At 40.7% G+C, this 25,255-nt stretch carries 23 protein-coding genes; 4 read left to right on the top strand and 19 right to left on the bottom strand.

Annotated elements, in window-relative coordinates:
• Nucleotides 1-6: 6 nt before the first annotated feature.
• From E6C50_RS08055 to E6C50_RS08045, 3 genes are all read right to left on the bottom strand, one after another.
• The gene (locus E6C50_RS08055) at nucleotides 7-1,704 is read right to left on the bottom strand and encodes a T9SS type A sorting domain-containing protein (RefSeq protein WP_136402689.1); all 1,698 of its coding nucleotides are present in this window, start codon (nucleotides 1,702-1,704) and stop codon (nucleotides 7-9) included.
• A gap of 118 nt (nucleotides 1,705-1,822) precedes the next feature.
• Nucleotides 1,823-2,656 (bottom strand): EamA family transporter, encoded by an 834-nt coding sequence (locus tag E6C50_RS08050; RefSeq protein WP_230978975.1) that lies wholly within the window; start codon nucleotides 2,654-2,656, stop codon nucleotides 1,823-1,825.
• 48 nt (nucleotides 2,657-2,704) lie between these two features.
• The gene (locus E6C50_RS08045; protein ID WP_136402687.1) at nucleotides 2,705-3,172 is read right to left on the bottom strand and encodes a GNAT family N-acetyltransferase; all 468 of its coding nucleotides are present in this window, start codon (nucleotides 3,170-3,172) and stop codon (nucleotides 2,705-2,707) included.
• Between the two features lie 337 nt (nucleotides 3,173-3,509).
• Here E6C50_RS08045 and E6C50_RS08040 point away from each other — a divergent pair, with 337 nt between their 5' ends.
• On the top strand, nucleotides 3,510-4,043 hold the full coding sequence (locus E6C50_RS08040; protein WP_136402686.1) for an HdeD family acid-resistance protein: 534 nt from the start codon (nucleotides 3,510-3,512) through the stop codon (nucleotides 4,041-4,043).
• Here E6C50_RS08040 and E6C50_RS08035 read toward each other — a convergent pair.
• The 11 genes from E6C50_RS08035 to E6C50_RS07985 all read right to left on the bottom strand — a co-directional run bounded on the left by E6C50_RS08035 (nucleotide 4,038) and on the right by E6C50_RS07985 (nucleotide 16,923).
• Nucleotides 4,038-4,265, bottom strand: a complete 228-nt coding sequence (locus E6C50_RS08035) for a hypothetical protein (RefSeq protein ID WP_136402685.1) — start codon at nucleotides 4,263-4,265, stop codon at nucleotides 4,038-4,040. The genes E6C50_RS08040 and E6C50_RS08035 overlap by 6 nt on opposite strands.
• A 131-nt stretch (nucleotides 4,266-4,396) precedes the next feature.
• The gene (locus E6C50_RS08030) at nucleotides 4,397-6,829 is read right to left on the bottom strand and encodes an outer membrane beta-barrel protein (protein ID WP_136402684.1); all 2,433 of its coding nucleotides are present in this window, start codon (nucleotides 6,827-6,829) and stop codon (nucleotides 4,397-4,399) included.
• 162 nt (nucleotides 6,830-6,991) lie between these two features.
• Nucleotides 6,992-7,414: a VOC family protein gene (locus E6C50_RS08025; RefSeq protein WP_136402683.1), complete on the bottom strand. Its 423-nt coding sequence runs from the start codon at nucleotides 7,412-7,414 to the stop codon at nucleotides 6,992-6,994.
• 11 nt (nucleotides 7,415-7,425) lie between these two features.
• Nucleotides 7,426-8,850: an alkaline phosphatase family protein gene (locus E6C50_RS08020; protein ID WP_136402682.1), complete on the bottom strand. Its 1,425-nt coding sequence runs from the start codon at nucleotides 8,848-8,850 to the stop codon at nucleotides 7,426-7,428.
• Entirely contained in the window at nucleotides 8,795-10,090 is a 1,296-nt protein-coding gene (eboE, locus tag E6C50_RS08015) for a metabolite traffic protein EboE (protein WP_168732769.1), read from the bottom strand. The genes E6C50_RS08020 and eboE overlap by 56 nt, the downstream gene beginning before the upstream one ends.
• Nucleotide 10,091: 1 nt before the next feature.
• On the bottom strand, nucleotides 10,092-11,252 hold the full coding sequence (locus E6C50_RS08010) for a 3-dehydroquinate synthase (RefSeq protein WP_136402681.1): 1,161 nt from the start codon (nucleotides 11,250-11,252) through the stop codon (nucleotides 10,092-10,094).
• A gap of 23 nt (nucleotides 11,253-11,275) precedes the next feature.
• Complete coding sequence (gene eboC / locus E6C50_RS08005) at nucleotides 11,276-12,166, bottom strand: UbiA-like protein EboC (RefSeq protein ID WP_136402680.1); 891 nt, start codon at nucleotides 12,164-12,166, stop codon at nucleotides 11,276-11,278.
• Between the two features lie 8 nt (nucleotides 12,167-12,174).
• Nucleotides 12,175-13,080 (bottom strand): TatD family hydrolase, encoded by a 906-nt coding sequence (locus E6C50_RS08000; RefSeq protein WP_136402679.1) that lies wholly within the window; start codon nucleotides 13,078-13,080, stop codon nucleotides 12,175-12,177.
• A gap of 31 nt (nucleotides 13,081-13,111) precedes the next feature.
• A complete protein-coding gene (locus tag E6C50_RS07995) occupies nucleotides 13,112-13,939 on the bottom strand; it encodes an EboA domain-containing protein (protein ID WP_136402678.1) in 828 nt (275 codons plus the stop codon).
• A 17-nt stretch (nucleotides 13,940-13,956) separates the two neighbouring features.
• The gene (locus E6C50_RS07990) at nucleotides 13,957-15,078 is read right to left on the bottom strand and encodes a ferritin-like domain-containing protein (protein ID WP_136402677.1); all 1,122 of its coding nucleotides are present in this window, start codon (nucleotides 15,076-15,078) and stop codon (nucleotides 13,957-13,959) included.
• A 36-nt stretch (nucleotides 15,079-15,114) separates the two neighbouring features.
• The gene (locus E6C50_RS07985; protein ID WP_136402676.1) at nucleotides 15,115-16,923 is read right to left on the bottom strand and encodes a hypothetical protein; all 1,809 of its coding nucleotides are present in this window, start codon (nucleotides 16,921-16,923) and stop codon (nucleotides 15,115-15,117) included.
• 408 nt (nucleotides 16,924-17,331) lie between these two features.
• On the opposite strand from E6C50_RS07985, the gene E6C50_RS07980 reads away from it, so the two are divergent.
• Complete coding sequence (locus E6C50_RS07980) at nucleotides 17,332-18,012, top strand: hypothetical protein (RefSeq protein WP_136402675.1); 681 nt, start codon at nucleotides 17,332-17,334, stop codon at nucleotides 18,010-18,012.
• A gap of 143 nt (nucleotides 18,013-18,155) precedes the next feature.
• Here E6C50_RS07980 and E6C50_RS07975 read toward each other — a convergent pair whose 3' ends face one another.
• A complete protein-coding gene (locus E6C50_RS07975) occupies nucleotides 18,156-18,851 on the bottom strand; it encodes an alpha/beta fold hydrolase (protein ID WP_136402674.1) in 696 nt (231 codons plus the stop codon).
• A 124-nt stretch (nucleotides 18,852-18,975) separates the two neighbouring features.
• Nucleotides 18,976-19,560 carry an HdeD family acid-resistance protein gene (locus E6C50_RS07970; RefSeq protein WP_136402673.1) on the bottom strand — a complete coding sequence of 195 codons (585 nt, stop codon included), beginning with the start codon at nucleotides 19,558-19,560 and terminating at the stop codon, nucleotides 18,976-18,978.
• 144 nt (nucleotides 19,561-19,704) lie between these two features.
• Between E6C50_RS07970 and E6C50_RS07965 the strand changes: the two genes are divergently transcribed.
• Nucleotides 19,705-20,151 carry a nuclear transport factor 2 family protein gene (locus tag E6C50_RS07965; protein WP_136402672.1) on the top strand — a complete coding sequence of 149 codons (447 nt, stop codon included), beginning with the start codon at nucleotides 19,705-19,707 and terminating at the stop codon, nucleotides 20,149-20,151.
• A gap of 7 nt (nucleotides 20,152-20,158) precedes the next feature.
• Here E6C50_RS07965 and E6C50_RS07960 read toward each other — a convergent pair whose 3' ends face one another.
• Both E6C50_RS07960 and cls read right to left on the bottom strand, forming a co-directional pair.
• Entirely contained in the window at nucleotides 20,159-20,905 is a 747-nt protein-coding gene (locus tag E6C50_RS07960; RefSeq protein ID WP_136402671.1) for a metallophosphoesterase family protein, read from the bottom strand.
• A gap of 83 nt (nucleotides 20,906-20,988) precedes the next feature.
• Nucleotides 20,989-22,464 carry a cardiolipin synthase gene (gene cls, locus E6C50_RS07955; RefSeq protein WP_136402670.1) on the bottom strand — a complete coding sequence of 492 codons (1,476 nt, stop codon included), beginning with the start codon at nucleotides 22,462-22,464 and terminating at the stop codon, nucleotides 20,989-20,991.
• 130 nt (nucleotides 22,465-22,594) lie between these two features.
• Here cls and E6C50_RS07950 point away from each other — a divergent pair, with 130 nt between their 5' ends.
• Nucleotides 22,595-23,584 carry an alpha/beta hydrolase gene (locus E6C50_RS07950; protein WP_168732768.1) on the top strand — a complete coding sequence of 330 codons (990 nt, stop codon included), beginning with the start codon at nucleotides 22,595-22,597 and terminating at the stop codon, nucleotides 23,582-23,584.
• Here the strand turns inward: E6C50_RS07950 and E6C50_RS07945 are convergent.
• Entirely contained in the window at nucleotides 23,568-25,217 is a 1,650-nt protein-coding gene (locus tag E6C50_RS07945; protein WP_136402668.1) for a patatin-like phospholipase family protein, read from the bottom strand. The genes E6C50_RS07950 and E6C50_RS07945 overlap by 17 nt on opposite strands.
• Between the last annotated feature and the right edge of the window lie 38 nt (nucleotides 25,218-25,255).

The raw sequence follows: 25,255 nt of genomic DNA, 5'->3' as shown, positions 1-25,255 counted from the left end.
GGCTTGTTATTCTTTTATGATTTTGATCGTTTCGGTTTTTGATTCGCTATTTGATAATTGCAACAGATAAACACCTTTCGAAAGGAAACCAACATTAATCGGTCCGGTTTCGGGACGGATCATCCCGCTTGTTATTTTAGCTCCGAAAACATTATATACCGAATAGTTGGTGTAAGCTTCCGGTTGGTTGATAAACAATTGATCTTTGACAGGGTTTGGATATACTTTAATCGTATGCGCATTCCAGTTGGTGGTGCTTAATGGATCGAAAGACAACTTTGCCAGAAACTGATCGTAAATCCCATCCAGTTTTTCCACTGCATGATTTCCAAAAGTCATCGCATAAGCATAAGAACCGGACAAATAGATTTCATTTTCCGATTTACAATAGATATCCACCAGGCAATTTCCATTAAACGGCAATGCTTTTCGTCCCCAAACCGCTTCACCTTCCGGTGTAAATTTTACCAGAAAAAGCGCTCCTTCGAACGATGTCGGGTTTGTTAGTACGACTTCATTTCCAAAATCGATTTGCGGAATATTTGAAAAGATTCCGGCGGCATACAGATTATTTGCTTCATCAATAGCCAAACCTTGTATCTGATTGATTCCCGATTCGTTGATCGCTGTTTTCGCCCAAAGTACATTGCCATTTACATCATACTTAACAACAAATAGTTGTCCCGCCTGACCAGGAGGTTGCAAGGTTATATTGTCAAAACGTATGTCATTCGCAAAATGACCGGCTGCGTATACGTTATTGTCCAAATCGGCTTTTACCGACCAAAGGTGAGCACTTTTATTTTCGGAGCTACTTCCTGCATTACGCGCCCATAGCTCATTACCGTTAGGATCATATTTAACCAGGTATATATTTTTATCATCCGGTCCATTGGTCGTTTTATTTAATACGATTGTCCCGAACTGAAGCGTATTACAGGCAAAATATCCACCCGAATACACATTCCCTTCAGCGTCAATATCAAGACTGTAGGCTACAACTGTTTTCGTTTCAGCATTCGGACTTCTCGGGACTTTCACCCAAATATAATTCCCTTCACTATCCATTTTTGCCACATAAGGTCGTTGAGCCCAAGGCGCATTCGCTGTCCAACCTTCGTTATTAAAACTAATTGTTCCAAATGTGGCTGTCGCTGTATTAAAAGAACCGGTCAGATAAACATTCCCGGAAGTATCGGTTTTTATAGCCGCATAAAACGTAAAAGCATCTTCCTGTATAATTTTCCGGGCAAAAATAGTGTTCCCGGTAGCGTCCAGCTTTGTTATAAATGCGCTTTTCCCTGTAGCATTTAATGTAAAAGAACCAAACGTAATAGCATCCTCAAATCGCCCTATCAGATAAATATTTCCATTATTATCTGTCGTCACTGCAGATGGAATATCCGCTTTGGGTCCGCCATAATTTTTAGCCCATAACACATTTCCCTGATTATCGTATTTTATAATTGCAATCTCGCTATAATAATGAGAAGGATTATCACTTGTCAGTGTTATATCTCCAAATGATATGGAAGATCCTACAAAATCGATAACAACAATAACATCACCATTATTATCAACAGTCACGCAGCGTGCCCAATTATTAAGATTTCCGTCCATACTCCTGACCCATTCCCAATCGGGTGTTTGAGCGCCGGTCATTTGAAAGAAAAATAATGCAATCAGTAGTGTAATTTTTGGCATAGTAGTTTTGGTTAGAATAACGAATTTATAAAAATATTCATCATTTTAACCAAAAAATAAATCATTAACACAAAATACCACGATTTTAAATACATTTTTCATATTAAAAACCGATACTTTATTTCTTCTTAATTGTTAGGGTAGCGCCTATACTGGCTGCAATGACACAGGTTATAGCGATTGCCTGTATAAGGCTTAATTGTTCGTTTAAAAAGAGTAAACCGGATAAAGCTGCAAATGCCGGATGCAAGCTCATCAAAATGCTAAATGTTTTGGAGGGCAATTGTCGCAAAGCACCCATATCGAGACTAAATGGAATTGCACTGGTAAGTAAAGCAACTGCCAATCCTAATAGTAGTAAATTACCGTTCAATACATTCAGATCGCCACTAAAAACCCCAAATGGAATCACAAACAGAGACGCAAATAACATACCAAGTGTTACGGCATCGCCGCTTTTCATCATTTTTGAAATCTTTCCACCTATCACGATATAACCCGCCCAAAAGGCACCGGCAAGTATCGCCAGTATAATTCCCAATACGTCTACAGTGTCTTCATTCCATGGAGCTATAAGGAAAATTCCCAGCCCGGCCAATAACGCCCAAATCCAATCCAGTAGCTTGTGCGATCCGGCCAATGCCAATACCAATGGTCCTAAAAATTCCAAGGTTACGCCCAATCCTAACGGAATACGTTGGATCGCAAAATAAAAGATCAGGTTCATGGCTCCGAGGCATAATCCGTATAGCAGACCTAGTAGTAATTCTTTTCGTGTTCGTTTTCGGAAATCCGGTCGGAAAAACCCATACAATACCATGGCCGAAATACCTATCCGAAGGGTTGCCACACCGCTAATTCCTAAAACCGGAAATAATTGTTTGGCCAGTGAAGCACCGGATTGTATACTGATCATCGATAAAAGAACTGCCGGTAGGGCTGGTAGGGCCATTTTTTTATTCCGGAACATTCGCTTTTTGAGTTTATTTTTTATGCTGCATTACGATTCGTACAACAAGTCCATTTCCATATATACATCGGCTCTTTTGTATTTTGAGCGGTCAATTGGCTTATGTATAAAGCCATATTTCTGGTATATTCCAACTGCTGTTTCCAATTGTGTTTGGGAATATAAAACCAATTTTTGAAGTTTCAGATCACGTGCCAGTGTTATTGCCGCTTCACACAATAGCTTTCCGGCGCCCAATCCCTGGTATTTTTCATCAACCGCCATTTTGGTAAATTCCATTACACCATCGGCTACTTTTCGCAACGCCACCGTACCAATGACCTCGTTCTGATAAACGGCAAATAAAATCTGCCCGCCATCGTTTAAAATTGCTTCTTCCGGATGCGTCAATACATATTCATCTATTGCTTCAACTACAAAGTATTTTTCAAGCCAGGCTTTGTTAAATGCTTCGAAATAGCATTGGTATTCCGGTTTGTATTTTTCTATAGTGATCATTTGTGTAAATTATTTTGTACCCACAAATTTCGCAAAAAGACACTACTGTACACAGATACAATTTCTTTATTTTTATAGGACACAGTTTTGTTTTTTTGGAAGATTTAGATCGATCACGGATTGTTTTTTCTTCAGATTATAAATTGAATTACCAACACAAAGAGCAATAGAATGCCAACTGCTCTTGTTTTACTTCAACCTAATCTTATTTTTTATATCAATACTATACTGGTTTTAAGATTAAAATAGTATATTTATTGTGATTTCGGACTTACAAAAAACGAAGGCGATTCCGATCGTTTTTAGAATACGATTTAATTTAATTGCTTAGAAAATTATGAATAACAAGCTTATTTTTCTGGTACTCGGTTTACTTTTTATCGGAGTTGGAATAAAAGTGTTTTGCACACCGTTAACTTCATATGCCGTACTGGCCACCTTATTTAGTATTACTTTCCTTGTAAATGGTCTTTTGGAACTGGGTTATTATATCACCCAAAAAGAAAAAGTATATGGCTATGGATGGGGCGTTTCTGCCGGTATACTCGATCTGGTATTAGGAATATGCCTGTTGGCCAATCCGGAACTCTCCGAAATCGTACTTCCCTATTTTATCGGTTTTATGCTTTTATTTCGTTCGTCAACCATATTCGCTTTAGGTTTCGAGCTCCTTTCGCTAAAACGACACAATTGGGGCTGGTATATGTTGTTCGGTGCTTTCGGTTTTCTGTTCTCTCTTTTCCTGATTCTGAATCCACTTTTTGCAGCGATTACCATAATTACCTGGACTTCACTTAGTTTTATTACTATCGGAATTTCTAAAATTCTATATATCATGCTTTATCCGCAAAATATACAGCCTATTCTATAATTCATTTTTTCCGCCCGATGGGTTTTCCTGTTTCATTTTTCGTAACCATAACCTTACGCACCAAATTACAGTAATACCAAACAGGATAAATAAGAGCATGTAATACTTTTCAAAAAAAGAATGAAAACAGGTTCCAATTATAACGTAGGCCGAGGCAATACATAGTTTTAACGGAATAAATTCCGCATTGGTCCAGGTGGTTTTAAGAGTGAAGAAACGCATAATTTTCGTTTTTTTTTAATCGGTTAATCCACTACAATGTAGCAAATTATAAAACAATACAACCTGTTTTTCTAAAAAAGAAAACCGCCATTTCATTCGAAACAGCGGCTTTCCCGAAGGTAGTCTCTTTTTTAATTTTTCATTCGTTTTTTGGTTTCGTCGTCCTCGATGTTTATTTTCCGGGCCGACTGGCTTTGATCACCAAAATTATAGGTAAAAGAAACGTTCAAAATACGACTGTCGAGGTTGATGTTTTCTTTCATGTTGATGTTGTTAAACTGCATGTTTCGATAAAAGCGTCGACTTTTAAAAATATCATTGACCGCCAGTTTTACCGTTGCTTTATCCGAAAACAGTTTTTTCTGAATCCCGGCCGAAACGACAAAGAAGTCCTTACGTTCGAACGTGCTGTATATCGATCGGGAGTTGTACTGGAAACTAAATTCCGAAGACAATCCTTTTGTAAGTTTTAAACTGTTTTGCGAATTAATCGTATAACTCCAAATTCCGGTCGCAACATCGGTTTCGTTTTGTTCACCGCTAAATTCATTTCGGTATAGATTTAGAAAATTGCTCGAATCCCACCAACGGGTTAGTTTTATAGAAGACGTAAGACTTAGCCCGTAATTTTTCCGTGTACTCAAGTTCTCAGAACGCAATATCGTGGTATTGGTATTGTCAATCTGCGTGATCGCATCGACAATAACATCACTGGTTGTACTGTAAAAAAAGTTGATCATATGTTTACTTCGAAACGAATAGCCCCATTCTATCGAATGCGTTAGTTCCGGTTGTAAATACGGATTTCCTTCATAAAAAATAAACGGGTCTCTAAAAAAACGGAACGGGTTCAGATCGTAATAATCCGGTCGGTCGATTCGTCTGCTATATGATAGTTGCACGGTATGCGCCTCGCCGAGGTTCTTTTTTAGAAACAAACTTGGGAACAACTGCGTGTAGTTTCTTTTTACCGTAGATTGCATCGTAACCTGATTGCCTTCTGCGATGGTATGTTCGGCGCGTAATCCGGCCTGAACATCGATAAATCCAAAGTTTTGTTTGTAGTTGATATAACCGGCATGGATCTGTTCTTTATAAATAAAATGGTTGGTCGTTCCTTGATCAATCGTCCAGTTACCACCGGAAATCGTATCGTAACGTACATCGTTATCCGATTTTACAAAGCTGCTTTTCCAACCGGCTTCAAACGAAAGTTTTTCTTTGACCCGATATACATAATCGGCTTTTGCTACAAAAATCGAGGTGCTGGACGGCGTCATTCCGCGGCGGGTCGATTCGTAGGCTTGTTGCACCGGTGTCGGATTAAATTGTGTCGCCAATAGTGCATTGTCCCGAAAACGGGAATGGGTATAATCGACATCGGCGCTGATTTCCTGTTTGGCACTGTCAAATTTGTGTAAAAAACTTCCATTATAGCTCATACTATTCCATTTGGAATGGTTGTGATTATTGGTCAAAGCGTCCGATAAAAGACTCGTATCGGCCGAACGGACTTTGTTTTCCGACATGCTGTTGTTGGTATAACTACCGATATCGCCGCTCACTTTAAAGCCCACAAATGTGTTTTCGGAAAGATCGTATTCCAGTCCGGCTTTAAAATTGTTGGTTTTTAACGGTTCGTCCGTCACGCTATATTGGTTCGAAAATTTGTCAAGGGTTTGTCGCGTGGCATCGGTATAAAAATTCCGGTCGAACGTAAAGGTTTCACTTTCGCCACGATAGTATTGATCATAACTTCCATAAAAATTGTATTTCCCGGTTTTATAATTCAGATTCAATCCGCTTCCGAAACGGTTTTTACAACCGCGTCCATAGTTGGCATTAACCGATCCGTTGAATCCGTTGCGGGCATTTTTTTTAAGTTTAATATTGATCACTCCGGCATTTCCTGCGGCATCGTATTTAGCCGAAGGGTTGGTGATGACTTCTACCGCGCTGATCGACGAGGAGGATGTTCCTTTTAGCAGGTTGGTGAGTTGTTGTTGTGACAAGTAGGTCTTTTTATCGTTGATCATAATTGTAACACCCTGTTTTCCTCTCAGGCTTATATTTCCATCATTGTCGACCATAACGCCGGGTGCTTTTTCTAATAATTCCAATGCGGTGTTCCCTTCCGATAGTACACTGTTTTCAACATTCATCACGATTTTATCGGATTGCAACTGGATTAACGGTTTTTTGGTTGTGGCTTCCACCACGACTTCGTTGAGCAACTTGCCGTCCTGTTTTAGATTGATCAAAGGTATAGTCTGCATGGTATCACTACCCACTTTTATAGCATCCGATTCGTAGTTTTGGTATCCTAAAAAGCTGGCTTTAACCGCATAGGTTCCCGGTGCGATCGCAAATGAAAAAGCTCCGTCCGCATCGGTTACGGCTCCGGTTACTATTTTTTTGGTTTCCCAATCGAGTAACACGATGTTTACAAATTCCATCGGTACGGCTCCGCTAACGATCTTTCCGGTTAGGGTTGTTGCAGTTTCCTGGGCGTATACGACACACTGGCTCCATACGACCAGCATTAGTAGGTAAAATTGTCTCACGGTTTTGTCTTTATTGCGGCCAAAATTACCACTATTTAGACTAAATAAAAATAATATTACTCTTAAAATTGGTGTTAAATATTACTTAAAATAAAATCGCATGGCTCTAAAAAGATAAAGCCCCCAAAAGGAGGCCCAATCAATCGTTTTTAATCCATTCTATTAATTCATATTCTGACGGATGGCCAGCGTATTATTATCCGGATCGGAAAAAAATGCGAAATGATCAATATATCCTTTGTCAGATGTATTTTCAACAATTTCGCTTACTTCTATACCTTCCGCGATTAAATGTTCTCTTGTTTTTATAATATCACTCACCATAAAAGTGGGCGCGGTTCCCGTTTCTTCGGGCTCTAACGGTTTGTCAATATCTTTAAACAAGCCGATAGCTATGGTGTCCATAGCATCGTGTAACAGTTGTACATAGGAGTCCTTTTCAAACGTCCCGCCATTGTTGATCGTGTAATCCGACTGTACTTTAAATCCTAACTTTTCGGTATAGAATTTTTCGGAAACCGGCATATTGCTCACAGATAGTTTGATCACCATTTGTTGTTGTTGCTTTATTGCTTTAAAAATCATGGTATTCGTTTTTAATCGGTTAGTTCTTTTTCTGTAATCCGGTCGGTTTGTTGTATTTTCCGGGCATCTTCTCCAAAGATCGCATTCAGTACAAGCGGACAAACGTCTATAGCGCTTATCTTTTCCTTAATGGCGGATGTACTGATAAAAACCGGTTTATCCACATCATCTGTGTCAATTCGTCCATGCGAACCTTTTACCAATCCGGAATCCAGAGAAATCAAGTCCATTACGGTTCGGAATCCAAGTTTTTTGCGAAGTAATTTTATCACTATTCGCGGAAAGAGCATTTTCTTTTTCCGATCAAAAAACATTTCCGCCGGATCGTAACCCGGTTTTTTATGAATGTCGACCGTTCGGGCAAAATCCGGCGCGCGACGATCGTCTTCCCAGTAATAATAGGTAAACCAACTGTTTTTATCGGCGATACAAACCAACTCTCCGGCTCTTTCATGGTTGATATGGTATTCTTTTTTACCTTTTTCATCCAATACCCGTTCTATTCCCGGAATGGTTTCTAACAGGGCTTTTACTGCGGCAATCTGCGATGAATCTTTGACATAAACATGGGCAATCTGATGATCGGCCAAAGCGAATGCCGATGATTGTCCGGCGTCCAACAGTTCGAGTCCTCTTTCTTCCCGGATTGCAATATGTCCATTATCGCGTAGTGTCCTATTGATCGCAATCGGGTTACTGACATTGGTAATCCCATATTCCGATACAATAATCGGGTTCACTCCTTTTGCTTCAAAAAACAGGATCAAGTCTTCACAAATGGCATCAATTTCTTTTAGGTCTTTGGTGATTTCTGGCGTTCCTTGTTTGAATTTCTGACAACAATAATCCAAATGCGGAAGATAAATCAACATTAATGTCGGATCATGCCATTCGTGTACCAATTTGGAAGCATCGGCGATCCATTTACTGGACTTTACGGATGTTTTCGGTCCCCAGAAATCAAAAAGCGGAAAAGTGCCCAAGGTTTGTTGTAACCGATCGCGAAGGCCAGCCGGCTGACTGTAGCAATCCGGTTTTTTCTGTCCGTCTGCCCAATATTGCGGCCGTGGTGTCACCGAAAAATCAGCATCGGAATACATATTGTACCACCAAAACATATTGGCACAGGTAAATTCAGGATTGATCGCTTTGGCCATGTCCCAGATTTTGGGTGCCTGAACCAATTTATTGGATTGCCGCCATAATTTGACTTCGGCTTCGTCCCGAAAATACCATCCGTTCCCTACTATCCCATGCTCCGAAGGCCATTTCCCGGTTAAATAGGTCGCTTGTGCCGAACAGGTTAACGCCGGAAAAACGGGTTCTATAAGACTTTTAGCCGCTTTTTTCTTTATCCATCGGCTTAGGAAAAGTGTTTCGTTATCGAGTAAACCGGACGTAAGCCCTACTATGTTTATGACTGCTGTTTGCTGCATTTTTTACTGCTTTTGTTACGGTTGAATGTTCTTTTTCCAGCTGCATTTGCACCCATGATAATTCCCGGTGTATCGCATCGGTCAAATGCATTTGCAGTTGCGATGGCAATACGTCCCAGGTATAGGTTTCGACTTCCAGATGGGTCGAATATGGTTTTTTCGACCAAAGTTGCAACGCCTTGATAATGTCCTCCTGCGTTGACAGTAAGCCTTGATAATCCGACAGGAATATCGGCACATGAAAATGGGTTCGAAGTTCTTCAGAATCGCATTCCATCATGTTTGTGATACCTTGCTTTAGATCGGGAAACTTTAGTAAAGCGCCGGATTTCGTTCTAATTACCGCCTGATGCAAATAAATCGGTTCATCAAATTGTTGTAAGCGTCCGGAAAGCGCTTCCTTGTCTGATTCGGATACTATAGTGCATTTTAAAGCAGCACTGATTTGTATCTTTCCGATTTTTATCCTGTTGAGTTCCATGATGCGGATTACTTCTTCCGGTTTTTCGAAAGCAACCGCAAAATGACAAACGTCATAACACAATTGGATGTGTTCGCGGATATAATTGCGCGCTTCTGCTCCACTACATTTTATTTTTTTGATCAGTTCGTTCGCGCCTTCTTTTAAGAGGTAGTTCTGGAAAAAATCAATAAAATCATCGGTATTTTCAAGTAATCCATCCGGTTCCGGTTCGATATCGAGGTGCATTTTCTTTCCGGTTGTTTGTTTTAAACCGATCAGATGTATTACGATATCGATCATCTGAAGACAACTTTTCCTTTTAGCGTCTTCCCTTTCCGCTTCATTGGCAAACCAATATTTATACGAAAGTGGCGAAGTGGATATGCCTCCGTCAATTTCTTTGGGTACTAATTGTGCCAACAGATCAAACAATAAACGCGTATAATCCACCCGTTCCTGACTTAACCAGTCGGGCGAATGCACACGATCTTTTACTTCCTCTTTGTGGAAATTGCCATACGGAAAACCGTTAATTGTAAATACGTAAACATCGTTTTCCGTTAGCCAGTGCTGGAATACGGTCAGATTTTCTTCCTGTTGTAATGCCAACGCGCTTTCATTGGATAATCGCAATCCGATTCCAAAAGGTTTCCCTTCGGCCATTTTCGACTTTACATCGAGTGTGTAGCGTTTTAAATTTGTAAACACTTCCTCCCAGGTTTCCCCGGAATGAATGTTCGTACAATAACTTAAATGGGCGTTGTTCCTGATTTTCATTTTATTCCTGAATTAGAACATTCGATTTTATCAGATATTGAACTGCCTGCGAAAGGATCGTTTTTTCGATATGGTGTACTTCCTCACCAGTTCCGATACCTTTTAACAACATGACAGTGAGTTCTCCTCCCAGATGTTCTCTGAATTCTTCAAGTCCTTTATACAATAGCGGATTGACTTCCGATTGGGTTTTATCCGATAATAAAATGTGAAAAATTTCAAAGCCTAAATCGGTTAAACAGGTCAGAATGCGCTGTAACGCTTCTTCATCCAATCGTCCGGTTTTGTATGAATATACCGAATCCAGTGCTATTCCAATAGCAACGGCTTCACCGTGAAGCACTTCGTATCCGGACAAATATTCGAGTTTATGCGCAGCCCAGTGTCCGAAATCCAATGGTCGTGACGAGCCTTTTTCAAACGGATCACCTGCGGTTCCTATATGTTCGATATGCAATTGGGCACAACGGAAAATCAATTGTTCCATAACCGCCATATTCCGTTCGTTTAGTGCTTCGGTATTTTGGGCGATCCAGTTAAAAAAAGCAGCATCTTTGATCAACGCTACTTTTATCGCCTCTGAAATTCCCGAACGCCAGTTTCTATCGTCGAGCGTTTCCAAAAAACAGGAATCGTTGATAACGGCATATGGTGGCGAAAAGGTTCCCAGAAAGTTCTTTTTTCCAAAGTAATTAATACTGGTTTTTACGCCTACTCCCGAATCGTTTTGCGACAATACCGTTGTCGGAACGCGAATCAAACGAATCCCGCGGTGAGCAATAGCGGCGGCATATCCTGCGGCATCGAGTACGGCGCCTCCTCCAATGGCGATTAAATAGGAATGTCTGTCGATGCGGTTGTTGTGAATGAGTTGTAATATTTCTTCAATAGTATGATCATCATTTTTAATGTTTTCGCCGCCTCTTACAATCAAGATACTGCTGTCAACTGTATGTAATTCAAAATAATCGGATATATCGTTAATGATGTTGGGATGATAAACCGCGATATCTCGTTCGATCACCACCACTATTTTGGAATTTTCGGTTTTAATGATGTTTATAAGTTCTTTATTGTCGGTTTTAAAGACATTACGGGTAAAAACAACATCGTAATGATAGTCTACCTGAAAATGCTGACGGATATTTTGGGCTTTATACATAATTTATCGTATTAAATTATAAATCAGGTTACTGCAAATTTTCGAGCCAGTAAAACGGATAATGGCAATAAGATTAAAACCGGAAGGGCATAATTCCAGTTTGCAAATCCGGCGATATAACAGGCATTGAGTAGTATTAGCGACAACACGCCTGTTTTTACGGCTTTTTTGATCCAATCGGGTTGGTTGTTTTTATAGGCTTTGTACTTGGCTAAAAAGTTAACACCATACCAAAGTACCAGAAACGGTGCGGCAATTTTTAAATTAAGGTTGCCGTATTGACTAATCCCGATAAATAGAATTACGACTATGGCATCCAAAAGCATGGCTAGCAAAATGGATGTTTTGTTGTTGCCGCTTACTTCTTTTTGTCCGGTTAAGGTTATCGCGGCAATAAACAACACCGGGATGATCACCATATACCCGTCACGGAATATGTTTTCGGGGATGATACTCATGCCGAGTAATAAATTACCGCCACGACAAAGTCCCATATTTAAGGGCCCCAGAAACGAATGGTGTTTCCCGATTTTATCGTAGGTTAAAGCCAATACCATAATAATCAGGGCCAAAATGCCACTGATTTTGGACACCATAAAAGCGGATACAATCCCCATAACGAAAAGTACAATTCCGAGTACCGATGCTTCCGTAACGGAGACTTTTCCACTGGGTAAAATTCTTTCCGGACGATTGACACGGTCTTCTTTAAGGTCGAAAACGTCGTTAAAAACGATTCCTCCGGCATAAAGACCAATGGTAGCAAGCAATAACCATCCGACACTACTCCACGACGTTGTGTCCCAATCGGTTGCGATAAGGAAACCGGAAATCGCTACACCACCCAAAATGTCGGATAAAGCCGTCATGATATTGGCCGGTCGCATTAACGTCAGATAATAATATAATTTCATAATATCGGTTAATTATCAACGATATTCGAAAACGATACTACTTGGGCTTCTTGTCCTCTCAGGACTCCGCTACCGTCATACAAAGCCGACTGCTCTACGATCATTTCTTTTTTCCAGTCGTCTTCTTTCATCTGTCCACTTTGCGAATAGGCGGTTAAGGCATTTTTATAACAAGTCAGGTGTACGTCTTCTTTAGCAATACCTCTTTCCAGCATTAAAGCGGCTGTTTTGGGTACGGATAACGGATCACTTACACCCCAATCGGCTGAACTGTCGACAATAATTCTTTCAGAGCCGTATTTTTTGACAATTTCAACCATTCGTTCGTTCCCCATTTTGGTATTCGGATAAATGGTAAATGCGGTCCAATAGCCTCTGTCCAATACGTGTTTTACGGTTTCTTCGTTGTTGTGATCAATCACAACCATATGAGGCGGAATACCGTGTTCTTCGAGCACATCCATACTTCGGATGGTTCCGTTGATTTTATCGCGATGTGGCGTATGTACCATCACCGGAAGGTTAAACTGCAACGCCAGTTCTATTTGTAATCTGAAATATTTGTCTTCCGCAGCTGTTTGATCATCATAACCAATTTCGCCAATGGCCACGACGCCTTCTTTTCCGGCAAATAAGGGTAATAATTCCATTACCTGTTCTGCCAGTGCTTCGTTATTCGCTTCTTTGGAGTTAAGTCCCATCGTACAATAATGCTTGATTCCAAATTGGGAAGCACGGAAGCGTTCCCAACCGATTAGCGTACTGAAATAATCTTTAAACGATCCGGCTTCGGTGCGGGGTTGTCCCAACCAAAAAGCGGGTTCAATTACGGCTACAATTCCGGCGGCGCGCATGGCTTGGTAATCATCAGTTGTTCTGGATACCATGTGAATATGTGGGTCTATAAAATACATCGTGTTTCTTTTTTAATAATTTGTAATAGTGTTATGTGTTTTTGATCAGCGCCTCATAATCGGCTCCTATTTCGTTCCAACCTCTGCCGTTGGACTCCAAAACTTTGGCGGCCACTTCTTGTTCGAGCGGCGTACCGGTTTGCATGACTTTATACAGATCGGTTTCGATTACCTCATCGACAAAACCTTCAATTCCCCTCCATATTTCCGGGGTTACGGCTCTTCCCGCCGACCAGCGTTCGTGGATGTATCCGTGGAGCATAAAAGCCAGTTTTTCGTTGGCCCGCAAATCCAAACCATAAATACGGAATAAAGGTCGTGCGGTAAAAACGGCTTTTAAAACCAATTGGTTCCAGGCATCTTCGGGTAAATACAAATAAGCATACGGGTTGTGCAGCGCTATGGCTTCGAAAACATCGGTCATATTGGTGCGCACACCTTCCTGCATCCGCAAGGTGAAATCTTCTGCATTATCCAGAAAATACAAGCCTTTGTAAAGGGTTATCAGCTCTTTTATATCGGCAGTTTCAAAGATCAGTTTCAGTAGGTTTTCATTTCTTTCCAACGGTAGGTTAACCATTAAAAATACCCGGCTCAATTGTTGGTTGTTCCATTCTGAAGCCGCAAATCCGGGATACAATTTTTCCAGTCGGCTTAGGGTTTCCGGTTTGTATTCCGGTAAATCCGGCGTGATATGACGCGGAATCAAACTAAATAAGGAAATGAACTGGTTTCCCAGTTCATCTCTATTTTTAGAACCTATGTTGGCGTCGAACCAGCTGCGTTGGACTTCCGGTAAGCTGTCCTGCAACAATTCCAGTAGTACCTGGTGTGCTGTAATTTCTGCCGTTTTATACATCTGTCCGGTGTTTTATATTAAACATTTACTTTGTTTTCCATGTACTGATCTTTTTCACTTGGCGTTAGATTATCGTTTGTGATATATTCATAGCTAGGTCCGGCGGTATATCCCGGTTGGTTCGGACTAGGCAGCTTTAATAGTCGTAAAGCGTATAATCGCAACGAATACATCAACCCCATTGCCGTGTCGATTTTTTCCGGTGCTCCGTTAAATGTGATATGCAAACTGTTTAACAGGTTGGTATAGGTGTAATTAAAAAACTTGCTGTTTACATAAGCTGGAGAATCTACAGGGTAATCGCTCATTTTAGGGTTTTTGGCCATATTCGGGATTTTTGATTCGTCACACGGAATAGGATCTCCGGAGTACGAATACCCACTTTCGGCATTCGGATCTTTAACCAGTTTTCGACCTTTATAGATTTCCTCAAAACGATAGTAATGTGCCGGTTCTGTTGCTTCACCCGGCCCTAAATCTTTTTCACTTATAAAAGGATCGGTACTGGTTCCTTCTCCCTGATCCACTATAATATTGATCCCTTTTAATGCAGTAATCAAATCCTTGATCGGGAATAATTCTTTGGCCGGAAACCATTTTTCATTGGTCATCTGATACGTCGAATCGCCTGTAAAAATGGTTTTACCTTTTAATTTTGCTTCTGCTTCCAAAAAGGTAAGCTGTTTGGCAATTTTATCGTAAAACATTCCGATGGTCAGTTTGTCTTCTGCTCCTTTCATCATCATAAAACTTTTTATTTTGATCGGATCTTCCGGTTCTTCAATCGCCATAAAAACGTCTTTCATCAGGTCTTTTGTAAATTTTGCGATCGGTACAATCAAACCGGAATCCACGCCGCCCGGAAGTGGCCCCGGATACGTTGGGATAAAACCCGGTTGGTTTAGTACCGGTTTTCCTCCAATAGCGTTCATTAAATTACATGCGATGGATAAATGCAGCATTTCTTCTACTACAACGGATCCGATTAATTTTGAAATTTCATTATTCCCGGTTTCAAACAGGGTAAACATCGCAGTCAGGTAAGGTGGAATCGTCGAGTGTTCCAGCTCAATTGCCGTTTGAAGTGCCTTTCTGACATCTTCAATCGTTTCTATTTGTATATTTTTAAGATAAATCATGAGTAGTTGGTTTTGTTTTTGTTTTGTTGTTTGTTTTTAGGTGCTTTGGATGATACGTTCTGCTGTTGATAAATCGGCCAATGCATTTTCTTTTATGGCACGGTCCAAATAATTCAGTATCATCTGTTTTTTGTCTCTCGAAAGGTCACGGGTAACCGGCATATGGTTCGGATCTTCTCTTGGCAGATCGAAAACAAAGCGCAGTAGTTTGGCGTTATTATCGACCACTTCTCTATTGGCAAGATTAAAAATGCCTTTGGACATTAGCGGGTACAAATTGGCATATTGCTGCATTACCGGTTGCACGTCTTTGTCCCAATCTGGTTTTGCAATGACTTCCGGCTTAACGGAATCGAAAACCAGAATACTGATAAAGTTCGTCGGATCGATCCCCGATAATGCGGCTGGTAATACAACCGGATTTCCATCTTTTATTGTAAAAGTGAAATCGACCGTTGGATATCCTTCCAGGTAATACCATAGTGCATAAACCTGACCATCGATAAATCCTCTTGGATTTTGCGGATTGGATGCTTTTACTGTTAGTGTCGCTTTTCCATTAGTATCGGTTACTACACCGGGCTCGAAAGCCAGAATATTTGGTGTGGAAGTGGCCGGCGTTCCGTCTCCTTGTCCCATAATATTGATCAAACTATCTTGAAACTGACAAACAATAGCCTGATTTACCATCGGTTTCCCTAAATAGGTTGCGTAGAAATCGATGTTACTTTCTTCTCCCGAATTCATCCGGAATACAAACTGGTCGGCTCTTACATAATGGGTAAGTTCTTTAACTAAAGGCGATAAGCTTCCGTCCGATTGCTGGTTCATGATGGCCAATGGGCAATTTCTCACCATATCCACCTGCTCGTCAGTTAGCCTGATCTTAACCAAACCACCTCTGTTTTCATACCATTTTGGTAGTTTAAAGTTGAGTTCTCCCAGCGGAACATATGCTTCACCTCCAACGTTTGCAGCTAGAACCAATGTGCGTGATTCTGCAATGGCTCCTTCCGGACCTGCTGTTTGCAGAAAATTTCCAAGATCCAGAATAAATTGTTTGGTTTCTTCCTGTAGTAGTCCATTGGCCACATATACGGAGGTGCTCAACGGCATATACATTCCTTGGTTACAGGTAAGATCGGAAACGAATTGTCTACCCATTATAAAGTGTTTCGGTTCGTCCATACGCGATGGTCCGATACTTCCCACTATTCGGCCAATTGTAAAATGGGCAGAATCGTGTTGCTGGTTAAACATATCCACATTGAATTTCATCGATAAGCGATCCGGGCTTTCTTTTCGTAATTCCTCAAGATAACGGGACTTACTTTCTACTTCCGACCATTGGAGGTCTGTAACTACCGACTGATAGCTAGCCGATGCGCCACCGGATCCTTTTTGAGTCGTTGAACGATTCCACCAGATGTCGTTAAAGGCAATTGGTTCAAAATTTCCTTTTACAAAATCGGTTTCGCCTTGTCCAATCCGAACAATCATCCCCCAAATCTGGGAAACCGATTGTTGTTGCGGATCCAGATCCACAATTTTTCCGGCTACCCGACTGTTAGCATCCATAATACTCATCCCGATAATCGGGTCTTTGCCAGGATCACTGGTTGTAGTGCCGTCCATATAGGTCACACTGGTAATGACGCAGTCTATCAAACGCCAGTTTCCGGTTCCGTCCGGATTCCACCAACCATTCGTTCCTCCTTCCCCGTATTCCTGATAGCTGGGTTGGAAGGTCGCATTGTTGTAATGATTCACATCATTGTTTACCGTGGAAGGATCTGCCTGAAACTTCCCCGAAAAGGTTAGTCTTGGTGAATTTAAATAAGCCATATTATAACAAGTTAAATAATTACGTTAATGAACGATTTGAGGTATTTTTTTATTCTCAAAATGAGAATATTTTTATGTATTCAAAATCTAGTAATTCTCATTATTCGACAGTGAATGTTCAACACCTTCACTTTCAATTTAATAAACTATAAATATCACAAATACAAACCCTTAATCACCAAGTACAAATACCCGTTTATCAATTCACGTATTTATACCGAATGCTATTGATAACAGCAGTAATTTCAACAAATACCATAAAATACTGTAATAAAAGGAATTAGCTTTAGTGAATTTAAAAATATAAAATATTCTCAAAAAGAACCATTATTTTTTATATTTATTTTAAAATAAATCACATTTTGCGTGTTTTAGTTTTTAGAATTAATCCCAAAAATCAATACTGTTATGGCAAAAAAATTACTTTTCTTTTCCGGATGCCTTTTTTTGACACTTCTTTCCGGTTGTAATGATCACGACGACAATCCGGTTGGTACTTCGCATGATTCGATGTTTTTTATCGATTATCGGGATCTGAACGGTGGTTCGGATGGCATGGCGGTGATCGAACTCGATCCTGAATCGCCTAATTTTGGAAATATTAGCAGTCGCTTGGAATTGGGTGTTGGTGTACTTCCCCATTATATTTATTACGATTATTTTGTTCAAAAGCGCTATACTACAGCTTTAGGCAGCAGTTATCGCTATCAGATCCGTACGATGGAAGATGTTAATGGACAGCCTACATTGGTTAGCGCCACGTCTATCAATACCGGCAAATACGATGCTTTTACAAAGACATTCGACGGTTCGACTATGGGATTGGGATGGGCTTTGGAAATGTATATGGACAACAACAAACAGCTTTACGTTAGTTTCGGAGTGCCCGGAAAAGTACTGGTGTTCGATATCAGCGAATTGCCTACGTTACGATTGTTACGAACTTTGGACGCAGATGAAGGGGCGCATCATATGGTTTTCTTTAAAAACCAAATCCGGAAGGGATGTGGTTGCGGTTCAAAACAACCTGCTAAATCTACCGAACTTAAATTCCGGTACAATTACAGTAGTCGATGTAAAGACCGGTGAAAAACTAGGCAAGGTCGATTTACGAAATCGTTACGGCATATTGCCGGAATCGATCGAAGGTACCGGTGGCCCTAGTAATTATTTACACCATTAATACTAAAATAAAACACCCGGAAATCCGGGTGTTTTATTTTGTTTTGGTCTTATTTTTCCAATTCTTTAACCGCATGCAATATCAGTTTTGCAATTTCATGCGGATGTGAAACCATTGACGCGTGACTCGCATCGAGCGACAAGGTTTTGGCATTCATTCTTTCAGCAAAAAAATGTTGCGTTACCGGTGGTAACATCTGGTCGCTTTCCGAAATCTGATACCAAACCGGTAATCGCTTCCAGCCTACGGTTGTGGGCTTGTCTTCAAAGCACCTTCCCGAAGTGGGTTTATGGGTTGCTGCCATAACCAGCGCTTCAGCTTCGCTACAATCGTGGGCAAAACTTTCTCTGAATTTGTCTCTTTTGATCCAGAAATTCCCATAAGCATCCGGATAAATATGAGCACCTCCGGCCGGAATAGCATCCTTGGTCAGCAGGGTTTTTAGGTTTTCAGTTTCATCGGGCGCAAAAGCAGCGATATAGACTAGTCCTACTACATCCGGACATTTTGCCGCGGCATCTGTAATAACTACTCCTCCATACGAATGCCCAACCAAAAGTGTAGGACCTTCCAAAGATTCAACCAGTCGCTTAACCGTTTCCACATCATCCGCCAATGCTGTTAGCGGATTTTGTACCGCCACTACTATATGTCCTGCCATTGCGAGTTCCGGAATCACATTTTTCCAATGCGAACCGTCACCCCATGCACCGTGAACCAGTACTATATTGAGTTTATCAGACATAACTTTCTTTTTAAATTTAGCCTCTTAAAATTACGAAAAAATCCTTTCCGGTAAAAAGGATTTCTTTTTTCTTCGTTTATATTTAACAGTCCAAAGCACTTATAATCAACAGATTTTAAAAACATTAGTCTTCAAAATGCTTTTTACTGAATGTATGCAATCGGCGTAGTTTAAAAGCCAGGATAATCCTAAAAATACCATAGGTGATAAAAGCCAGTGCCGTCCAGATGATGATGGTCATTCCGCCAAAAACCGGATTCCAGATCATAATAAACGAAAAAAGTAATCCCAAAATTCCCAGTAGCAACAGCCAATACCAGTCACGAATGCCAAAGCCTTTCAGATCGAAAGCATAGCCTATGGCTGCAACCGAACGGAACAATAACATAAAACCGACATAAAACGGCAATACTGCCATCGACAATCCCACGTTGGATGCCAATACAATTCCGAACAGCAAATCGATAATCCCACCGGCCAATATCCAACCCCAGTTATCGATTTCTTTTCGATTGCTAATTGAAAAAATAATTTCGAAAATCCCGTTTACTAAAAAAACAACACCAAACAAAAGTGCCAGCGTTACATAGGACTCTAATGGTGTTTTTAAAATCCAGAATCCGAATAAAAGAAAGAGAACACCTACAATAAGCGATAAATACCAATGTTTTACAGCATTTTTAATGTTTTTGAACAATTGTTTTTCCATATCGATCGATTTAAAAGTGAATACAGCTTCTTATTTCTTCTTTTACCTGTCCAAATTCAAAATTTCCTGTCAGAAGAAACTACTATTTGGTTTTAAATTACTAAATTTCTGTGACTTTTACAATTATATCTAATTGATACGCTTATGAAAAATTTTGTCTTAGCCTTGTTCGCCTTAGCGGTAATGGTGTCTTGTTCCGATAAAAAAACAGATCGAAAAGAAACGTTACACCAAAACGAAAAACTGATCCAACAGTATTTCGACTATTTTAACAAGCACGATTGGGTAAAACTGTCTGAAATGTATACCGAAACCGCCGAATTCCGGGATCCGTCACTCGGTCCGGAAGTGGTCAAGCAATCCCGCTATCAGATCATTAAAAAATATACGGAATTGGCGCAGCTGTTTCCCGATCTTAAGGATACCGTTTCGACGATTTATCTGGCTGGAGAACATCATGTAGTAGTCGAGTTTACGTCAAGTGGTACAGCACCGGATAAGTCCCGGTTCCTGCTGCCGATCTGTACTATTTTCACAATTGAAAATGGAATGATCACTAAAGATTTTACGTATTACGATAATTTCGAATAACCCGTTCCTAACGTTGTAACAACAGGAAATTGGCGTAAAAATCGGGAATTCCGCTTGTCATAATAGCCTCAGCCGTTTCTTCTACCGGATAAGGTAATTTAATGATTTCGACAGTTAATGTTGTTGTTCCGATATCCAACAGTAAATAGGTAGCCATCGATTCCCCTTCTTTGGAACGTCCCACCGAACCGCAATTCAAGGCCAGTTTTACGCTGGCTTCACCTGTTTTTATGTTTCGGATATACGATTGGTGCGTATGTCCCATAACCAAAATATCGGCATTTTCCTGTTCCATCATGTCGTACAGATCGGCCTCGTTATGGTTTTCATAAATATATTCTTCGTTACTTCTCGTACTGCCATGTACCAGTAATAGTGCCAGCTCGCGTTCCTGTTGCGTAAAAGTAAGCCTGATTTTTTGCGGCAGTTTGCTTAAAAAGTCTTTGTTTCCGGGCGTAATGGTATCACGCGTATGATCAACAGCCTGAATCCGCGCGCGGGTTTCATCCTCGGAATGTTTTTTCAACGGAATCACCGGGTGATTAAAAGCAATACGTTCATCATGATTTCCCATGATACAAGGTATACGGGAACTTCGCAATAATTCGATCACTTCATTCGGCCAGGGCGCAAAATCGACCAGATCGCCCAGACAATATACCTGATCGGGTTTTCGTACATCCAAATCAGCTAAAATGGTTTTTAAAGCCGGAAGGTTTCCATGTACATCACTAAAAATAGCTATTCGACTCATAGGCTTGGGGTTTGTTACAAAGGTACGGCATTTGTCAATTTTGATACAAATTTTCCGATGACTCCCCTTTTTATCACGATCAGTTACATTAACGGAGCTGCCAAACGTACCAGTCGCTCTTTAAATTTTTGCATCCGGGATCGTTTTCGCCATTGTACCGGATCAATCTGTTCAGAATCATCCAGATCTTTATAAAACTGAACACGCAGGGCTTCTGCAATTGCCGTATCGTAAATAATCGCATTGGCTTCAAAATTCAGATCAAAACTCCTGTAATCCATATTGGCCGAACCTACCATACTAAATTGTCCGTCGCAAACCATAGTCTTGGCATGAACAAATCCTTTTCGGTAACGATATACCGCAACTCCCGCTTCCATCAATTCTTTATAATACGAAGCCGATACCGCATTTACTATTTTCGAATCGGAAATACCTGGAACCAGTACTTTAACCACAATACCGCTTAACGCGACAACTTTAATCGCGTTCAACAGGGTTTCGTCCGGAATAAAATATGGTGAGGTGAGCAATACTTCCTTACGCGATACCGCGATGCTTTGTGCCATCGATAACATAATGGACGGTATCTTTGAATCGGCTCCACTAACAACCGTCTGCACAATAGTATTTCCTGCCTTTTCGCGGTTTAATCCGGACGGAAAAAAGCATTCTTCCGGTTGTAGGGTTTGTCCGGAGGCAAAATTCCAATCACTCAGAAACGTATATTGCAGATTGTATACGCCTGTTCCCGCGATACGAATACTGGCATCCCGCCAATAATAGTCGTTTTCAAACCGGGAGTCGTTTATATAGCGATCGCTTACATTAATGCCACCTACATAGCCAATTTTACCATCTATCACCACTATTTTACGGTGATTCCGGTTGTTGACACGGTTGGCAAACAATGAAAAAATGATTTTATAAAACGGATAGACTTCCACACCGTTTTCCCGTAGCCGACGCGCCAGTTTTTTGATCCCGGAACTCCCAAAAGCGTCATAAACAAAACGTACCGCTACACCTTCTCTGGCTTTTCGGATAAGCAGGTTGGCAATCGCATTTCCGGTTTCATCGTCTTCGTAGATATAATATTCGAGATGAATATTTTTTTCGGCCGCCTCCATATCCTCCAGTAATCTTGGAAACTTTTGTTCCCCGTTAATCAGTAAATCAACACGATTGGTATCGGAAATCAGACTGTTTTCATTTTTTAAAACCATCTTCGCTACACTGTCAAAATTGCCGAAAACTTCCGGTTTGTTTTGCAGTATCTTCCGGGAATTATCGTTGACCGCCCGAATTACCTGCGCCAGTAAATTATCGTCTTTTATGATTTTTTTGGAATAGATTTCCCGTTTCCGGTAATTGAATCCAAAAGAAAAGTAAACAAAAATACCCGCTATCGGAAGGAAAGTAACCAAAAGCAGGTAGGCTGATGCTTTGGCAGGTGATTTGGTATTGTAAATAACGATACAACAAACCGCTATTACGATCAGGTAATAAATTGCTAAAAATAAGGTGCTCCACTGATTGATCAATTCTTCCAGAGTCATGAAAGCCAGATTTTACCTTAAATGTACCTTGTTTTCGTTACAGTAACAAATTTTAACAGGAAAAACAGAAGTGTTATATTTGTATGACCTCGCAATATGGATCAAAAAAATGCTTAACCAATACTTCGTTATGAAAATTAAAAAGATCATTTTAGGATTGTTGGGAACCCTGTTGGTTTTAGGTATTGCCGGCTATGCTACTTCTAAAATTAGTCCGTGGCCTACGGCGCTTTTACTCCGGTATGCGTTTGATTACGGTGCCGATAAAAAGTCGGAGGCTTTAGAAAAACACGTTCCGGATCATATTACCGTAATACAGGATCAATGTTATGATTCGACCGATACAGAGGCGCTTCTGGACGTATATTATCCCGAAAACCAAATTATAACGGCATCCATAATCTGGGTTCACGGTGGCGGATGGCTTTCCGGAAATAAAAAACAGGTGGCCAATTATGGTAAAATATTGGCCTCAAAAGGCTTTTCGGTGGTTAGTATTGACTATGCACTGGCACCATCTGTAGTCTACCCCGGTCCGGTACGCCAATTGAATACAGCTTTGGATTATCTGATACAAAACCAACAACGATTGCATATCTGCACTGCGAAAATGATTTTGGCAGGCGATTCGGCCGGAGCGCAAATTGCAGCACAAACCGCTGCTTTACTTACGTCCCCGGAATATGCGAAACTACTGGGGATTGTTCCGAAAACCCCGGTTTGTCGCATTGCCGGACTGGTTCTGTATTGTGGGCCATACGACATTGGCAAAACCGATGTGGAAACCGGATTTAAAGGACTCGCCCGACCAATATTATGGTCGTATAGCGGTACAAAAGATTTTCTAACGGATGCTTATTTTAAAACCGCTTCGGTAAATCAATACCTCACAAAACATTTCCCACCCGCTTTTATTTCGGCCGGAAACGGAGATGATTTATTGTTTCAATCGCAGGTATTGGCCCGACATCTAGCTGATTTGAGCGTTCCGGTCGATACCTTGTTTTTTCCGAATGCCTATACTCCGAAACTACCGCATGAATACCAGTTTGATCTCGACCATAAAGCCGGAACTACCGCTTTACAACGTTCTGTTCAGTTTATTATGAAGTTGCCGTAGCCGCGATCATAAAAAACGGGTTCGTATTAAAGGCATCAAAATCGGATTTTAACTCGGCTTCCAATTCGATAATTTCCGGCGTTCTATCCGTTTCTTTTATTTTTTTCAGGTATTGCAACAGGTTATAACAAGTGGTAAACTGTCCGGTAGCAATAATGCTTTCCTTTACTTTCTCGGACTGATGACGGGAATCAAACCATAAGGTTGTACTCATTGTTCTGGCTTTTTCGGCTGTTGCAATTAGTTTTTGCGACGGATATAACGGATCGATGGAAACATCTTCGGGATTAAATTTGGTTCGGCTCAGATCGTAAATCGTATTCTGAATGACCTTATTGCGGTATTTTTTATCCGTAAACAAACGATCGTAATACATCCGTCGGATTTGTTTCAGATAAACATCATTGGCCAAAATAAAGACCGATTTGGCTCTTGACAATAACATATGCTTTAAAATATCAAACCGCAGTCGGTACAATACATTGCTGTATTTTTTAAACACGGTATTCCAGGATCCGGTTTCGGAAGGCTTTCGGATCGCTTTTATCATTTTTGAAACCATACATCCGATCACTACGGTCGAAAAAATTCCGGTCAGCGTTCCCACGATATAGTGCCACGGTTTCCAATCGTCAATCAAAACCAATAGCAAAGGAAGTACGCATGCCAGCAGAAAAAGCAGCGTTCCGATGCTGCGAAGCGAAAAACCATTATACCAACGGTTTTTATAAACCGGTAAGGTATAACCGTCCATTAGATAACTACTTACATCACAACTGATAAACAAATCGAATTTATCGGCTTTTTTCCGGCGTTCATCCGCTTTTAAAAAAGACCCGATTCCCTGATTATCGGTAATTCCGCCGTCCATGATTCCGAATTGTTTTTGTTCGAAATTTTTATTTTTCAGGAAATCTACCCGGTTGTAATCCGACAGCGTATATTCGTTTTCTTCATAGGCAATGGCATTTTCCAACGCTTCTTTAGTCAGATTCGGACCTGTAAAGTCTTCCGGGAACAACATGGGTTCAAAACCGGACGGAAAACACGACGAACAAGCTAAAATATCGGCCAATCTAAGCTGATCGGCTACGGTTTTTCCTTTTGGCGTAAAATAGATATAGCGGTTTCCAATCTTTCCACCCGATCCTTTTTTACCGCCTTTTTGCGATTGGAAACGAAAGGGCAATCCATTTGAAAACTCGGTCGCATTGACGCAGATTTCCTCCAAGTGTACCGGTCGTTCCGATTTCGAAAACATACCAAAGGTTTTTCCGGAAAACATTTTGTCGTAAACCAAACTAAAAGCGTTGATCAAATTCCGACTCTTTTGCGGTCGGCCTTTCCACGAAGCTGCGTTATCCAATGTTCGGATGGCATCTCCCAACAGTTGTTCGCCTGTGAGTTGTTGGTTTAAAAAGGTGTAAAATTCCTCAAAGGTTTTCCCTTCAAATAGAAAAGTGCTATAGGACAAATTGGTGATACTACCACCGGAAGTCGACGAAATATAACGGACATTATGCAACAACGGTTTCCCTTCGTATTGGATTCTGTTTAAATACGACAGACATCCCAAACTATAGGCCGCTGCCCGGAATCCGCCTCCGGAAAAAGCGAGTGCAATGTTTTTCATGTGTGTTGGTTTGGCCTCGCTAAAATCATTATTTACGA

The organism is Flavobacterium supellecticarium, from assembly GCF_004801375.1.
Lineage (GTDB): Bacteria > Bacteroidota > Bacteroidia > Flavobacteriales > Flavobacteriaceae > Flavobacterium > Flavobacterium supellecticarium.
Note: the sequence above shows the minus strand (reverse complement) of the source record. Positions and strands in the feature narration are given on the sequence as shown.

Coding starts and splice junctions, on each gene's coding strand:
- cls (WP_136402670.1), bottom strand. CDS start 22,464: ATGACTCTGGAAGAATTGATCAATCAGTGGAGCACCTTATTTTTAGCA.
- eboE (WP_168732769.1), bottom strand. CDS start 10,090: ATGAAAATCAGGAACAACGCCCATTTAAGTTATTGTACGAACATTCAT.
- E6C50_RS08050 (WP_230978975.1), bottom strand. CDS start 2,656: ATGGCCCTACCAGCCCTACCGGCAGTTCTTTTATCGATGATCAGTATA.
- E6C50_RS07990 (WP_136402677.1), bottom strand. CDS start 15,078: ATGATTTATCTTAAAAATATACAAATAGAAACGATTGAAGATGTCAGA.
- E6C50_RS08025 (WP_136402683.1), bottom strand. CDS start 7,414: ATGATTTTTAAAGCAATAAAGCAACAACAACAAATGGTGATCAAACTA.
- E6C50_RS08035 (WP_136402685.1), bottom strand. CDS start 4,265: ATGCGTTTCTTCACTCTTAAAACCACCTGGACCAATGCGGAATTTATT.
- E6C50_RS07950 (WP_168732768.1), top strand. CDS start 22,595: ATGAAAATTAAAAAGATCATTTTAGGATTGTTGGGAACCCTGTTGGTT.
- E6C50_RS08045 (WP_136402687.1), bottom strand. CDS start 3,172: ATGATCACTATAGAAAAATACAAACCGGAATACCAATGCTATTTCGAA.
- E6C50_RS07995 (WP_136402678.1), bottom strand. CDS start 13,939: ATGTATAAAACGGCAGAAATTACAGCACACCAGGTACTACTGGAATTG.
- E6C50_RS08010 (WP_136402681.1), bottom strand. CDS start 11,252: ATGTATAAAGCCCAAAATATCCGTCAGCATTTTCAGGTAGACTATCAT.
- E6C50_RS07945 (WP_136402668.1), bottom strand. CDS start 25,217: ATGAAAAACATTGCACTCGCTTTTTCCGGAGGCGGATTCCGGGCAGCG.
- E6C50_RS08055 (WP_136402689.1), bottom strand. CDS start 1,704: ATGCCAAAAATTACACTACTGATTGCATTATTTTTCTTTCAAATGACC.
- E6C50_RS07965 (WP_136402672.1), top strand. CDS start 19,705: ATGAAAAATTTTGTCTTAGCCTTGTTCGCCTTAGCGGTAATGGTGTCT.
- E6C50_RS07985 (WP_136402676.1), bottom strand. CDS start 16,923: ATGGCTTATTTAAATTCACCAAGACTAACCTTTTCGGGGAAGTTTCAG.
- eboC (WP_136402680.1), bottom strand. CDS start 12,166: ATGAAATTATATTATTATCTGACGTTAATGCGACCGGCCAATATCATG.
- E6C50_RS07975 (WP_136402674.1), bottom strand. CDS start 18,851: ATGTCTGATAAACTCAATATAGTACTGGTTCACGGTGCATGGGGTGAC.
- E6C50_RS07960 (WP_136402671.1), bottom strand. CDS start 20,905: ATGAGTCGAATAGCTATTTTTAGTGATGTACATGGAAACCTTCCGGCT.
- E6C50_RS07970 (WP_136402673.1), bottom strand. CDS start 19,560: ATGGAAAAACAATTGTTCAAAAACATTAAAAATGCTGTAAAACATTGG.
- E6C50_RS08040 (WP_136402686.1), top strand. CDS start 3,510: ATGAATAACAAGCTTATTTTTCTGGTACTCGGTTTACTTTTTATCGGA.
- E6C50_RS08020 (WP_136402682.1), bottom strand. CDS start 8,850: ATGCAGCAAACAGCAGTCATAAACATAGTAGGGCTTACGTCCGGTTTA.
- E6C50_RS08000 (WP_136402679.1), bottom strand. CDS start 13,080: ATGTATTTTATAGACCCACATATTCACATGGTATCCAGAACAACTGAT.
- E6C50_RS07980 (WP_136402675.1), top strand. CDS start 17,332: ATGGCAAAAAAATTACTTTTCTTTTCCGGATGCCTTTTTTTGACACTT.